Consider the following 13,366-nt stretch of genomic DNA (forward strand, 5'->3'; position numbering starts at 1 on the left):
CGCGCCGTCCCGCTCGGCGCCGTCTCCGCCGTCCCCGCCGTCATGCCGCGAACGCCCTGGGCCGCACGCCCGCGCGCTCCAGCCCCGCCCGCAACGCGCGGGCCGCCTCGACCGCGCCCGGCGTGTCGCCGTGCACGCAGATCGAGTCGGCCCGCAACCGCACCACGGAGCCGTCGACCGCGACGACCTCGCCCCGGGTCGCCAGCGTCAGGCCGCGTTCCGCGATCAGCGCGGGGTCGTGCAGCACCGCGTTCGGCTCCCGACGCGACACCAACGTGCCCTCAGGGGTGTAGGCGCGGTCGGCGAACGCCTCGTGCCGCACCGGCAGCCCGGCCTCGGCCGCCAGCCGCAGCCACACCGCGCCCGGCAGCCCCAGCACGGGCAGCGCCGGGTCGAACTCCCGCACCGCGTCCACCACCGCGGCGGCCTGCTCCTCGTGGTGCACCAGGGTGTTGTACAGCGCGCCGTGCGGCTTGACGTAGCGCACGCACGTCCCGGCCGCCCTGGCGCACGCGTCGAGCGCTCCGAGCTGGTAGAGCACGTCGGCGGCCAGCTCCTCGGGCGCCACGTCCACGAACCGCCGGCCGAACCCGGCCAGGTCCCGGTACCCCACGTGCGCCCCGACGCTCACCCCGCGCTCGGCCGCCAGCCGGCACGTGCGGCGCATCGTCACCGGGTCGCCCGCGTGGAAGCCGCAGGCCACGTTCGCGCTGGTGACCACGTCGAGCAGCGCGGCGTCGTCCCCCATCCGCCAGTTCCCGAACCCCTCGCCGAGGTCGGCGTTGAGGTCGATCGCGGCGGTCCCGTCGGTGCCGATCATGTCTCCTCCTCCGTCACGTCCACAGCGCGCCGAGCGAGCCCAGCGACTTCCAGCCCAGGTACACGGTCACCAGCCAGGCCAGCGCGCCCAGCACGACCAGCCAGCGCGGGTAGCGGTAGCCCCCCATCAGGTCCCGCCGCCGCGCCGCCACCCACAGCAGCAGGGCCATGCCCACCGGCAGGATCAGCCCGTTGAACGCGCCGGCGAAGATCAACAGCTTCGCCGGGGCCTGGCCGGCCAGGGCGAAGACCGCGGTGGAGACCGCGATGAACCCGATCACCAGGCTGTTGCGGTGGCGGGCGAGCCGGGGCGAGGACCCGGTCACGAACGTGACCGAGGTGTAGGCCGCGCCGATCACGGAGGTGATCGCGGCGGCCCACAGCACCAGGCCGAAGATCCGCAGTCCCACCTGGCCGGCCGCGTGCTCGAACGCGGTGGCCGCCGGGTTCGAGCTCGACAGCGTCACCCCGGCCGCCACCACGCCGAAGACCGCGAGGAACAGCAGCAGCCGCATCACGCCGGTCACCAGGATGCCGGTGATCGAGCTGCGGCTGATCTGGCCGACCGCGGCGGGGCCGCTGATCCCCGAGTCGACCAGCCGGTGCGCGCCGGCGTAGGTGATGTACCCGCCGACCGTGCCGCCGATCAACGTCGTGATCGCGGCGAAGTCGACCTTCTCCGGCACGACCGCGTTGCGCAGCGCGTCGCCCACGGGCGGCTCGGAGACCACCGCCACGTAGGCCGTCATCCCGATCATGACCAGGCCGAGCACGACGACGATCCGGTCCATGGCGACACCGGCCCGCCTGCTGACGAACACCGCGATCGCGACCAGCGCCGACACCACGCCGGCCAGCGTCGGGTCCACCCCGAGCATCGCGGCGCCGCCCAGGCCGGCGCCGGCGACGTTGCCGATGTTGAACACCAGCCCGCCGAGCACGACCAGGAACGACAACAGCCAGCCCGCGCCGGGCACCACCCGGTTGGCCAGCTCCTGGGCGCGCAGCCCCGACACCCCGATGACCCGCCAGACGTTGAGCTGCACGGCCAGGTCGACCAGGATCGACGCGACGATCGCGAAGGCGAAGGACGCGCCGAGCTGGCCGGTGAACGTGGCCGTCTGCGTGATGAAGCCGGGACCGATGGCGCTGGTGGCCATCAGGAACATCGCGCCGAGCAGGGTGCCGCGCGCGCCCTTGGTGGTGCCGCCGACCGTCATGGTCTGCTCGCCCACGGGCTACCTCCAGGAAGAAGGGGCGGGCCGGCGGCCGGGTTCCTCCCCGCCGCCAGGCCCGCCGTGACTCACGGTGCGGACGCGCCCGCCCTCACCAGGGCGACCGTCTGGTCCGCGATGGCCCGCCGACGCCGCTCGAACGCGGGGTCGGTGAGCGCCGTGCCCGAGTCGGGCAGGCCGAGCACCGGCGTGTGCAGGTGGCCACCGCGCACGTCGGTGGCGCCCAGCCCCAGCCGCAGCCGGTTCGCGCGGTACATGCTCTCGTTGGACAGGTAGTCCCCGCCGCTGCCGGCGGCCGCCGCCGCGCCCGGCGTCGGCTCGTCCGTGCGGCACGCCTTCTGGCCGGTACCCGGCGTCCCGCCGACCGGCCACTCGCAGAACTCGCGGTTGAGCGCCACGGCGTACGGGCCGGTGCCGGCCTCGACCATCCGCTGCCACGGCAGGGTGGTCTCGATGAACTCGTGGGCCGGCTGCGGCCACCCGGCGGCGGCCGGAGCCGGACCGGTCGCGCGGACCGCGTCGTTGTCCGGGGACCCGCCGCGCCAGCGACCCGCCCACCGCTCGATGTCGAACCGCTCCGGCCGGCCCTGGCTGATCGTGGTGATCATGTCGACCTGCCGGCGGCCGGCGCGCAGCCACGGCCCGTAGGCGGCCTCCACGACGCCCTCGTCGAACCCGCCCCACAGCACCGGCAGGGTCACCGCCTCCACGACCACCCGGCCGTGCGGGGTGTCGAACGTGCGGCCGTCGAGCTGGAGGGCCGCCGCGCCCGAGGGGTTGCTGGTGCGCACCCCCTGGCCGTCGAGCCGGAACGGGTCGAACCCGCTGACCAGCACGCGTCGCACGTGCGGGTCGGCCGGCAGTCGCACCGAGTCGATCCCGCGAGCGGCGCGGTCCAGGGTCCGGACCAGTTCGGCCCGTCGGGCGGCGTCCAGGGCGAACGGCGCGCGCCACTGGCGCACCGCCCTGGTCAGGTGCAGTCGCGCCCAGTACAGGGGGCGGTCGTCGTACCGGTCCGCCCCGCCCAGGTCCGGCCGACGGCCCTGCGCGCGGTCCACGGCGGTCCGCCACAGCTCGCGGCCCCGCTCGGTCACCAGCCGCTCGGCCTGGCCCCGGGTGCGCACGCGGCACAGGTCCCGGACGAACCGGTCGACCTGCCGGTCGAACCCGGCCTGCCGCACCAGCTCGGGGCCGACGGCCGGGCCGCCCGGCTCCAGGGTGGCGTCGAGGCGCCGCTCCTCCACCGTCAGCGACGCGGCCGGGTCGTAGCAGGTGGCACCGGACTCCGGCCCGGCGGACGCCGTGCCGGGCAGCGCCACCAGGGGCGCGACGGTCAGCGCGGCGAGCAGTAAACGCCGGGGCGTGCGGGGACGAGCCATGGGTTCCTCCCGATCGTGGGCGCGGGGCCGACCGGACGACGTGGCGGCGCGGTTCGGTGACGCGTCGTAGGTGGTACGCGGCCGAGGACCGGGTGGGGTCCACGGCGGAGGGCACTCGGTCGTGTGGTGACCACGCACCCGGTTCCGTGATGTGGACGACACCCTAAGGATCGTTGAACAATCCTTCAATACCCAGTTCCGTGAGCCGGGACCGGGAGGGCGCCCACGGCGATCTAGACTCGGCACGTCGTCCCAGGTCGGACCCGCCGACCAGGGGCGCGGCGCGCGCGACGGGGTGGAACACGATGGCGACCACGCGGGACCAGGGCTGGCTCGACGCGGTGGTCGCCGGCCGGGACCGCCTGGAGCGCTCGACCACGGCCGAACGCGTCGCCGACCTGCTGCGGGCCCAGATCCTCGAAGGCGCGCTCGCCCCGGGGCTGCGCCTGTCCGAGGAGGCGCTGGGCGGCGCGCTCGGTGTCTCCCGCAACACGCTGCGCGAGGCCTTCCGCCTGCTGGTCCACGAGCGGCTGCTCGTCCACGAGTACAGCCGGGGCGTGTTCGTGCGGGTCCTCACCGTCGACGACGTCGTGGACCTCTACCGGGCCCGCCGGCTGGTCGAGTGCGCCGCGCTGCGCTACTGGCCCTCCGCGCCGGAGGCGGCCACCACCGCCGTGCGCCGCGCCATCGCGGAGGCGGAGGCGGCCGCCGCCGACGACCGCTGGGTGGACGTCGGCACCGCCAACATGCGCTTCCACCAGGCGATCGGCGGCCTCGCCGGCAGCGACCGGATCGACGCGGCCGTCGCCGGCCTGCTCGCCGAGCTGCGCCTGGCCTTCCACGTGATGGGGGACCCGCGGACCTTCCACGAGCCCTACGTGGCCGGCAACCGGGCGATCCTCGAACTGCTCACCGCCGGGGAGGTCGAGGAGGCGGTGCGCAGGATGGACCGCTACCTCGTGGAGGCCGAGGAACAGCTCGTCGCGGGCTTCGCCCACCTCGACACCACCCGCTGACGCCCTCCGCGACGTTCACCGAACCCGTGACCGGCCCGTGGGGTCCCTGCCCAGGTCCTAGCGTGAGTTTTGACTTGTTCGGCGGGGTCGTGGGTTGCTTGACCTGGTCTTCGTGCCGCGTGTGGATTTCGGATTGTTTGCGCTGGTGACGGTGTGGATGTCGTGGCGTGGAGCGGGCTGGCGGTTGAGCCGTCCTGCGGGGCGTCCTGGGTCGGGTCGTGAGGGTTTCGGCACACCGGGACAGGCCAGTTGTGGATGCGGGTTCCGAAATCCCCGCCGGACCCGGGCCGGGGTGAGCCGTCGGACCGGGGCCGGGGTTTCCCCGGGGGCGGCGCAGATCGGTGGCGAGGTCGCGGGCGAGGCGGAACTGGGTGTCGGCGGTGAGCAGCAGCCAGCTCCAGCGGTCGGCCGCCTCCGGGTCCCGGAGCGTCGAAGTGGTCCAGCCAAGGGGCTGTGTGAGCACGCGGAAGGTGTGCTCGATATCGAACCGGCGCGGGAACGTCCGCCACGCCAGATTGACCCCGGCCCGGGTGAGGTTGGTGCGGGAGTGCCAGAGCCAGACGGGGTTCGCCGATCGCTGTGGAGGGCAGACGCTCGACCCGTGGCCGGATCACGGCGCCTTCCCAGGTGGGGCAGGCTCGGCGTCGTGGCCTGTCCCGGCGATGCGGTGGGTCAGGCGTGGGCGCGGCCCGTCCCAGGCTCGGATCAGCGCCGGCCCGTGAGAGCCGGGTGGTGGTCTCGGTGGCGATGTTGGGTTCGCCCCCGGTGTTCGGGTCGCCGAAGACGAACTCGCTGCCCTGGCGGCGGGGTCTGCCCCTCGTGCCGGGCAGGTGAGCGGGGCCGGGCGAGGCGGGACCCGGTCCGAGCGCATCCGCGCGCAGCACCGGGGTCGGGAGACCGGCCAGCACGTGGGCCAGTCGGGGGGCGTCGTAGCCCGCGTCGGCGACCAGTGGGATCTCCGGACCCCCGGTCACCCGTGGCCGGCGGCGATCAACCGTTGCACGGCATCACGGATCTGCCTGGCGGTCACGCTCGGGGCGTCGTCGTCGGGCGCGAGCCGGACCGTGTCCAGCGGCGCGGTCCACGAAGGACACCCGGTTTCCAGGGCCACGACCAGGAAAGTAGGGCCAGCCGGGGACCATCATGTGCTGGTGCTTGCCCCGACTGTGGGTGTGGCACAGGATCCGATGTGCCGCCGGTGTGTGCCTCCGGGCGAAGCCAGCAGGTCACATCCACCGCGAGCACCAGCCGCCTGCCCGCGGCACGTGGCAGCGGCACCCCGGGTGCCCGGGTCGATGTCGACACGCCCCGGGCCAGCGCGGCACAGCCGCTGCCATGCCCGCGTCGATGCTCACCGGTCAGCGACAGCTCCCCGAACACGCCGGTGTCACCGGCATGTGCACAGTGATCAACTGAAGCAGCCCTTGTCTCGATCTTCCATCTGTCGCAGGAGGAATGATCGACCCAGGGCTTCACTCATGATCAATCAGGATCTCACCCGGCCGCTCAGAGATTGAAACTCAAGCTAGCCGTGGATCGGGTGGTGTTCTTCCGCGCGATCCGGGTTGCGTTGCCCCGATACCGCAGAGGGTCGGCGGTGGTCGTCGTCGTGGGTAGAGGCGGGGAACGACGTCCGGGCGTTCGGCTGAGGCGAGGAGCTTGTGTCGCAACCGCATCGCTTGTGCAGGAGGGAAAATCTGGCAACCGCACCTCCTTGGCATTTAGTCCACAGTGGACATTTTCCTGTAGTGTCCCGGCCATGGCAGGCCACAAGCATGGTCACGGCCATGCGCACGGACACCGGCACGTCCCTCGGTCGGGAGCGCTCGCGCGGCTCCGCCACCTCCTCACACCGCACTCCCACGACGTGGCGGACAAGGTCGACGACCACCTGACGGCCAGCCGCGACGGCCTGCGCACGTTGTGGGGATCGTTCGGCGTCCTGCTGGCCACCGCCGCGGCCCAGGCCGTGGTGGTGGCGGTGACGGGGTCCGTCGCGCTGCTGTCCGACACCCTGCACAACGCCGCCGACGCCCTCTCCGCCGTCCCGCTCGCCGTGGCGTTCACCCTCGGCCGGCGCGCCGCTACTCCTCGCTTCACCTACGGATTCGGCCGCGCCGAGGACCTGGCCGGCCTGGCCGTGGTGCTGCTCATCGCCGCCTCCGCCGCGCTCGCCGCCGTGGAGTCGGTCCGCCGCCTGGCCGAGCCCCGGCCGCTCCAGCACGTCGGCGCGGTGGCGGCCGCCGCCGTCGTCGGCTTCCTCGGCAACGAGGCCGTGGCGCGCTGGCGGGTCCGGGTCGGGCGACGCATCGGCTCCGCCGCGCTCGTCGCCGACGGCCTGCACGCCCGAGCCGACGGGTTCACCTCGCTCGCCGTGCTGGCCGCCGCCGGGGGCGGCGCGCTCGGGTGGCCGTGGGTCGACCCGGTCGTCGGCCTCGCCGTCGCCGCCGCCATCCTGTGCGTGCTGGTCGGCGCGGGCCGCCAGGTGCTCGGCCGACTCATGGACGCCGTCGAGCCCCAGGTCGTCGCCGACGCCGCCCGCCTCGCCGCCGCCACCCCCGGCGTGCTCGCCGTGGAACAGGTGCGGCTGCGCTGGTCGGGCCACGGCCGGCTCGCCGAGCTGACCGTCGTCGTGGACCGGGAGGCGAGCCTGCTCACCGCGCACGGCATCGCCCACGAGGTCGAGCACCGGCTGCTGCACGGCGTCCACCGGCTCGTCCGCGCCCACGTCCACCCGCACCCCGCCCCGCTGCCGGGCACCGACGACCACGCCGTCGTCGCGCACCACGCCAGGAGCTGATGGGCGCGGCCTCCCGTCCGTCCTCTTCGGACGGTGGTCCTCGTCTGGCAGGCGCGTGCCGGCCGGTTTCCGCCTCAACCGACCGGGATTGACCACACACCCCGCGACCAGCCAGGATGCCTCCGCCGACGTGGAGGAACCCGGTGCGAGTCCGGGACGGTCCCGCCACTGTGACCGGGGAGCGGACCCCAACCACGGCCACGGCCCGCGAGGGCTGGAAGGCCGGGGACCCCGCCGTGATCCGGGAGTCAGGACACTCCGCCCGGCCACGCCCCGCGCCGCGGACGCGTGCCCGTCGACCCTCGGGCGAGGAACCCCAGGAGGTCTGGTCCCATGACGTCGTCCGACGCCGCCCCGCCCCCCACACCGAGCGGGGCGTGGCCGCCCGGCGAACGCCACCGCCTCGCCGCCGTCGGACTCCTCCCCGCCACGGGGCACGCGACCGTCGTGCGGGTGATCGCCCCGCTCGTCGCGGTCGGCTCGATCGGCGAGGCCCGACTGGCGGGCGCCCGACAGCTCGGTGCCCTCGTCTCGCTCGTCGTGGCGGTGCTCCTCCTGCCCTTGATCGCCGTTCTCGACGCCGCTGTGCTGCGCTCCCCGCGCCCACTGTGGCGGCAGGTGCGACGCGGTGATCTCGGTGACGCCAAGGTGGACCGGACTGTGGGCGGCCGCGCTCCGCTCCACCGCCTGCTCGGCGGCCGGCTGCGCGGCCTGACCCTCTCCTCGTCGCACATGTGCGTCACCGTGGGCGGCGTGACGGCAGGGGTGGGCGCGGCGTGAGCGACCCGACCCCCACCGACGGCTCCCCCTCCCGTCAGGACGGACCCGCGAGCGGCGAGCACGGCGCGGGTGGCCACGGTCACGGCCCCGGCCATGGACATTCCGCTGGTCATCGGCATGCTCATGACATGCACGCTGAACAGCACTACCTCGCCGGTCTCGACCTCACCGGACGCCGGGTGGTCGTGGTCGGCGGGGGGACCGTGGCCCAGCGCCGGCTGCCCCGGCTGGTCGCCGCCGGCGCCGCGGTCGAGGTGATCGCCCCCGACGTGACCCCGGCCGTGGAGGGCATGGTCGACGCCGGCGAACTGGTCTGGCACCCCCGGACCTACGCCGACGGCGACCTCGACGCCGCCTGGTACGCGATCGCCTGCACCCCCGACGCCGAGGTCAACGCCGCCGTCGCGGCCGAGGCCGAACGGCGCAGGGTGTTCTGCGTGCGCGCCGACGTCGCCGAGGGCGGCACCGCCGTGACCCCGGCCGTCGGCGAACACGAGGGCCTGCTGGTCGGCGTGCTGGCCGGGGGGCGGCCCCGCCGCTCCGCCGCCGTCCGGGACGCCCTGCTCGGCGCGCTGCGCGAGGGACGGGTGCCCGACCACGCCGACCACGCCGAACCCGCCGACGCCCCGTTGCCCGGCGTGGCGTTGGTCGGCGGCGGCCCCGGCGACCCCGACCTCGTCACCGTCCGCGGCCGACGCCTGCTGGCCAGGGCGGACGTGGTGGTCGTCGACCGGCTCGCCCCGCGCGAGCTGCTCGACGAGCTGCCGCCGCACGTCCAGGTCGTGGACGCGTCCAAGATCCCCTACGGCCGGGCGGCCAGCCAGGACGCCATCAACGCCACCCTGGTGGAGCACGCGCTGGCCGGCCGGTTCGTGGTCCGCCTCAAGGGCGGCGACCCCTACCTGTTCGGGCGCGGCTTCGAGGAGCTGATCGCCTGCGCCGAGGCGGGCGTCCCCGTCACCGTCGTCCCCGGGGTCACCAGCGCCTTCGCCGTGCCGGCCGTGGCCGACGTCCCGGTCACGCACCGCGGCGTCGCCCACGAGGTGGTCGTGGTGTCCGGCCACGTCGCCCCGGACGACCCGCGCTCGCTGGTGGACTGGCCCGCGCTCGCCCGCCTCCGAGGCACCCTCGTGCTGCTCATGGCGGTGGAACGCGCCGGGGAGATCGCCGAGGCGCTCCTGACCCACGGCCGCGCCCCGGGGACGCCGGTCGCGGTGATCCAGGAGGGCACGACGCGGAACCAGCGCGTCGTCCGGACGACCCTGGGTGTGCTGGGCAAGACAATCGAGGCCGAGGGCGTCCGCCCACCGGCGATCATCGTCATCGGACCGGTGGCCGGCCTGGCCGCCGAGCTGCCCAGCCCGTCCCGATCCTGAACACACACCGACCGGCGCCCGTCCTCCCGCGGGGGCGGGCGCCGGCCGGTGCATTTCTCCGTGACGGAAGCCGTCAGGCGTGCCGTCGTCATCTTCCCGGTGTTTCTGTCCGCGCCGTCCGTGTCATGCGTTTCGTACCGGCCGGTCCCGGGGTGGTCCGTCCGGACGTGAAGCGTCGCTGTCGTCCGCTTCGCGCGGGCCCGGCCCCCGGTGCGTGCGTCCGAATGCGGGTCATCTCTTTGTTGCTTGTGTCGGTGGGCTCTGTGGTGAGCCCGCCCGGATGTGAAACGTCGCTGTCGTCCGCTTCGCGGGTCCGTTCCGGTTGGTTCGTCCTGAAGTGAGCGTTGCCGCCGTGCGCTTCGCGCCAGTGCGGTCCCTGGTGGCTGCGTCTGGGAGAGGGTTCGTCCCTGTCGTGCGCTTGTGTCAGTCAGCTCTCCGTGAGTTCGTGCCGAATGGCCCTTCCTGTCGCCGGCTTCATTCGGGTGGACAGCAGAACGCCCGGCTGGTGTCCCAGCCGGGCGTTCCGAATGTCACTACAGGCGACGAACACCGTCACCGGAGGCGGGCTCCTGGTCTGACGTCGTCAACACCGTCCGTCGCGTCAACGACCCTCGCGCGCCGGGCGGTCGTGCCGGTCGCCGAACTCGCGACGCGGACCGCGGTCCCGCCGCTCGCCCTGGTCACGGTCCCGGCGCCACGACCGGTCGCCACCACGGTCGTGCCGACCCTGGTGGTCGCCACGGTCCCGGCGCTCCCCGCGCCAGCCGCCCCGACCACCCTGCCGGGGACCGCCGAACCGCTTCCCACCGCCGCGACGCGGCGTGGGCTCGTCCACCACCGGGACCCCGCTGGGCTCCCGGGCGCCGGTGATCCGGGCCAGGTCCTCGCCGTCGGCGTCCACCCGGGTGCTGATCGGGTCCACCCCGGCCTGCCGGGTCAGCGCCTGCACCTTCCGTCGCTGGTTCGGCTGCACGATCGTCACGACCGTGCCGGCCTCCCCGGCACGCGCCGTGCGACCGGCGCGGTGCAGGTAGTCCTTGGCGTCGTTCGGCGGGTCGACGTGCACGACCAGGTCGATCCCGTCGACGTGGATGCCGCGCGCGGCGACGTCCGTGGCCACCAGCACCTGGCTGCGGCCCTCGCGGAACTCGGCCAGCGTCCGGGTGCGGACCGCCTGCGACTTGCCGCCGTGCAGGCCGCGCGCGCGGACCCCCACGTCGCGGAGCTGCTCGGTCAGCCGGTCCACGGCCTGCTGGGTGCGGGCGAACAGGATCGTCCTGCCCTCGCGCGCCGCGATCCGCGACACCACGGCCGACTTCTCGCCCCGGCCGATCAGCAGCAGGTGGTGCTCCATCGTCGACACGCTCGCCGCCGGCGGGGAGACCGAGTGCGTCACCGGGTCGACCAGGTACTGCTTCACCAGGACGTCGACGTCGCCGTCCAGGGTCGCCGAGAACAGCAGGCGCTGTCCATCGGGAGCCACCAGGTCCAGCGCGGCGCGCACGTCGGGCAGGAAGCCGAGGTCGGCCATGTGGTCGGCCTCGTCCAGCGCCGTGATGCCGACCTCGGAGAGCACGCAGGTGCCCTGCCGGACGTGGTCGTTGAGCCGGCCCGGCGTGGCGATGAGCAGGTCGACACCGCGCCGCAGCGCGCTGACCTGCTTCGGGAACGAGGTGCCGCCGACGACGACCGAGCAGGTCAGGCCCAGGGCGCGCGCGAACGGCGCCAGCGAGTCCTGCACCTGCATGGCCAGCTCGCGGGTCGGCACCAGCACCAGGCCCCTGGGGTGCAGCGGGCGGCTCTCGCCGTCGCTCAGCCGGACCAGCATCGGCAGGCCGAAGGCCAGGGTCTTGCCCGAGCCGGTCTGGCCGCGGCCGAGCACGTCGTGCCCGGCGAGCGCGTCCGGCAGCGTCGCGGCCTGGATGGGGAACGGGTGGGTGATGCCCCGGTCGCGCAGGGCGCGCACCAGGGCCTCGGGCAGGCCGAGCTCGTCGAAACCGGGCAGGTCGGCGGCGTCGGTCAGCGGGGTCGACTCCTGCTCCAGCGGCTGCTGGGGCGCCTGCTCGGCCGCCTCGGCGGCGGGGCGGACCCAGCGGTGGCGGGGCTTGCGCAGGGTGCGGTCGAAACGATCAGTGGTCAAGTCTGCCCTCTCCGGGACGTGGCACGTCACGGGGAGGCCCCGCGGGGGTGAGCCCACGGTGCTGATCACAAGGACGAGCCCGGCGCGCAGCCCTGTCGGGCACGGGCGCCGCAATGGATCTTCGGTGGCACCGGCCGTCGCCGGGTCGGCGAGATCGCGGACAGTCCGCATGGCGGTGCATCCCGAGCCTACCTGATGGGCAGAGCGTGGCGGCGGCACGGTCGGGGTGTCGGCCGCCACCCCCACCGTGCCGCCGCTTTCGTCGGAGCGACTCCGGCGACGGGGCGAGAGCCACCGCTCCACGCCGAACGGCGGTAGGAACACGACGAGGACCTCCCTATTCTTTCGCCGCCGTCGCACCATGGGAGAGGGAGGCAGAGTGAGGATCAGACGTCTCGCCGTCACGCTCGCGGTCGCCGTGGCGACCGCGCTGCTGCCGTTCGTGAGTGCCGACGCCGCGCCGGGGAACCCGGTGAGCATGACCGACGGGTTCTACGCCGACCCCGACCTCCAGGCCGCGGTGTGGGTCCGGTCCCACTCCGGCGACGCGCGCGCCGCACGGATCAGGACCGCCGTCGCCGCCGTCCCCCAGGGGAAGTGGTTCGGCGAGTGGAGCGGTGACGTCCGGTCGGCGGTGTCCGCCTACGTGACCGCCGCCGACCGCGCCAACAAGCTGCCGATCCTCGTGCCCTACTTCATGTACGGAAGGGACTGCGGAAGCCACTCCGCCGGCGGGGCGAGCAGCCCGGACGCCTACAAGCGGTGGATCACCGACTTCGCCGCCGGCATCCAGGACAAGCCGGCGGTCGTCGTGCTGGAGCCGGACGCCCTGGCCCAGCGCCTCGACTGCGTGCCCTCCGGGCAACGGGCGGTCCGACTCGAACTCCTCCGCTTCGCGGTGGACGCGTTGCGCTCCGCCCCCAACGCCTGGACCTATCTGGACGCCGGCAACGCGAGCTGGGTCTCTCCTGACACCATGGCTGGGGAGCTGCACGCGGCCGGGGCGCAGAAGATCCGTGGCTTCGCGCTCAACGTCTCGAACTACCACACCACCGCCGAGTCGAAGTCCTATGCGGACAAGGTGAACGCGAAGCTGAAGGCCCGCTTCGGCTACACCAAGCCGTTTGTGGTCGACAGCAGCCGCAACGGCAACGGCCCGGCGCCGGGCAACGAGTGGTGCAACCCGGCCGGGCGCAAGATCGGCGCCGCCACCCGGGTCGGTGGAGTCAATGGCGTGGAAATGCAGCTCTGGGTCAAGAACCCGGGCGAGTCCGACGGAGCGTGCGGGATCGCACCGACCACGCCGGCTGGCCAGTTCAGCCCCGACCTCACGATGCGGCTGATCGAAGGTCGCTGACCAGGCCTCTCGGAAGGCGGCGGCGACGCGTCCGTGCCCGACGAACCCCTGAACCGGCGCGTGGTCAACCACCGTGCTGATGTTCGTCCCCTCCTGGTGGGCGCCCGTCCGTCGATCTCCGGTCACCTCTCCGCGTGATCTCCTGGCAGTCCGGTCGAACCCGCGTTCGACTGCTGCCACCATGAACGCGGGGCACGCGTCACCCACGCCCCGACGTCAGGTGATCACCTGGCGGACGACCACCGGTCAGCGGCCGAGACCGAGGGTCGTCCACCGGCGAGACCAGCCCGGCCAGCGGAACCGGACGGGCTCGCCAACCCACCGGAGATCTCCGGTCACGCACAGGGGAAAGCGGCTGGTGGACCACCAGCCCCAGGGGAACCCGCCCGTTCGCGGGGAAAGGGAGGTGATGCGCACGGGGCACGGGCACATTTCCGACCAACGTTGGCGGCGGCTGGTCGCGC

Annotated in this window: 10 protein-coding genes and 1 riboswitch; of the genes, 5 read left to right on the plus strand and 5 right to left on the minus strand. The window is 74.0% G+C overall.

The features are described from left to right. Positions 1-40: 40 nt before the first annotated feature. The 3 genes from LX15_RS02730 to LX15_RS02740 form a co-directional block, all read right to left on the minus strand. Positions 41-820, minus strand: a complete 780-nt coding sequence (locus LX15_RS02730) for a LamB/YcsF family protein (RefSeq protein WP_253667839.1) — start codon at positions 818-820, stop codon at positions 41-43. A gap of 13 nt (positions 821-833) precedes the next feature. Next, a complete protein-coding gene (locus tag LX15_RS02735) occupies positions 834-2,054 on the minus strand; it encodes an NRAMP family divalent metal transporter (RefSeq protein WP_372502164.1) in 1,221 nt (406 codons plus the stop codon). 68 nt (positions 2,055-2,122) lie between these two features. Beyond that, complete coding sequence (locus tag LX15_RS02740; protein WP_253667840.1) at positions 2,123-3,433, minus strand: PA0049 family protein; 1,311 nt, start codon at positions 3,431-3,433, stop codon at positions 2,123-2,125. A gap of 305 nt (positions 3,434-3,738) precedes the next feature. On the opposite strand from LX15_RS02740, the gene LX15_RS02745 reads away from it, so the two are divergent. Further along, positions 3,739-4,449: a GntR family transcriptional regulator gene (locus LX15_RS02745; protein ID WP_253667841.1), complete on the plus strand. Its 711-nt coding sequence runs from the start codon at positions 3,739-3,741 to the stop codon at positions 4,447-4,449. Positions 4,450-5,419: 970 nt separating this feature from the next. Here LX15_RS02745 and LX15_RS02750 read toward each other — a convergent pair. After that, positions 5,420-5,560, minus strand: a complete 141-nt coding sequence (locus tag LX15_RS02750) for a hypothetical protein (RefSeq protein WP_253667842.1) — start codon at positions 5,558-5,560, stop codon at positions 5,420-5,422. 648 nt (positions 5,561-6,208) lie between these two features. Between LX15_RS02750 and LX15_RS02755 the strand changes: the two genes are divergently transcribed. The 3 genes from LX15_RS02755 (at position 6,209) to cobA (ending at position 9,405) form a co-directional block, all read left to right on the plus strand. Next, positions 6,209-7,249, plus strand: a complete 1,041-nt coding sequence (locus LX15_RS02755) for a cation diffusion facilitator family transporter (RefSeq protein WP_253667843.1) — start codon at positions 6,209-6,211, stop codon at positions 7,247-7,249. A 134-nt stretch (positions 7,250-7,383) separates the two neighbouring features. Continuing rightward, positions 7,384-7,507: riboswitch (cobalamin riboswitch) on the plus strand. A 75-nt stretch (positions 7,508-7,582) separates the two neighbouring features. Continuing rightward, complete coding sequence (locus LX15_RS02760; RefSeq protein ID WP_253667844.1) at positions 7,583-8,029, plus strand: hypothetical protein; 447 nt, start codon at positions 7,583-7,585, stop codon at positions 8,027-8,029. A 128-nt stretch (positions 8,030-8,157) separates the two neighbouring features. Next, a complete protein-coding gene (cobA, locus tag LX15_RS02765) occupies positions 8,158-9,405 on the plus strand; it encodes a uroporphyrinogen-III C-methyltransferase (RefSeq protein WP_253667845.1) in 1,248 nt (415 codons plus the stop codon). A gap of 601 nt (positions 9,406-10,006) precedes the next feature. On the opposite strand, the gene LX15_RS02770 is transcribed toward cobA, so the two are convergent. Further along, positions 10,007-11,545 carry a DEAD/DEAH box helicase gene (locus LX15_RS02770; RefSeq protein WP_253667846.1) on the minus strand — a complete coding sequence of 513 codons (1,539 nt, stop codon included), beginning with the start codon at positions 11,543-11,545 and terminating at the stop codon, positions 10,007-10,009. Between the two features lie 379 nt (positions 11,546-11,924). On the opposite strand from LX15_RS02770, the gene LX15_RS02775 reads away from it, so the two are divergent. Then, on the plus strand, positions 11,925-12,902 hold the full coding sequence (locus LX15_RS02775) for a glycoside hydrolase family 6 protein (protein ID WP_253667847.1): 978 nt from the start codon (positions 11,925-11,927) through the stop codon (positions 12,900-12,902). The last annotated feature ends 464 nt before the right edge of the window (positions 12,903-13,366 follow it).

Source organism: Streptoalloteichus tenebrarius (assembly GCF_024171885.1).
Classification (GTDB): Bacteria; Actinomycetota; Actinomycetes; order Mycobacteriales; family Pseudonocardiaceae; genus Streptoalloteichus; species Streptoalloteichus tenebrarius.

Bases quoted from the DNA above. Each gene is read 5' to 3' on its own strand.
- LX15_RS02730 (WP_253667839.1), bottom strand. From the start codon at position 820: ATGATCGGCACCGACGGGACCGCCGCGATCGACCTCAACGCCGACCTC.
- LX15_RS02740 (WP_253667840.1), bottom strand. From the start codon at position 3,433: ATGGCTCGTCCCCGCACGCCCCGGCGTTTACTGCTCGCCGCGCTGACC.
- LX15_RS02745 (WP_253667841.1), top strand. From the start codon at position 3,739: ATGGCGACCACGCGGGACCAGGGCTGGCTCGACGCGGTGGTCGCCGGC.
- LX15_RS02755 (WP_253667843.1), top strand. From the start codon at position 6,209: ATGGCAGGCCACAAGCATGGTCACGGCCATGCGCACGGACACCGGCAC.
- LX15_RS02760 (WP_253667844.1), top strand. From the start codon at position 7,583: ATGACGTCGTCCGACGCCGCCCCGCCCCCCACACCGAGCGGGGCGTGG.
- cobA (WP_253667845.1), top strand. From the start codon at position 8,158: ATGCACGCTGAACAGCACTACCTCGCCGGTCTCGACCTCACCGGACGC.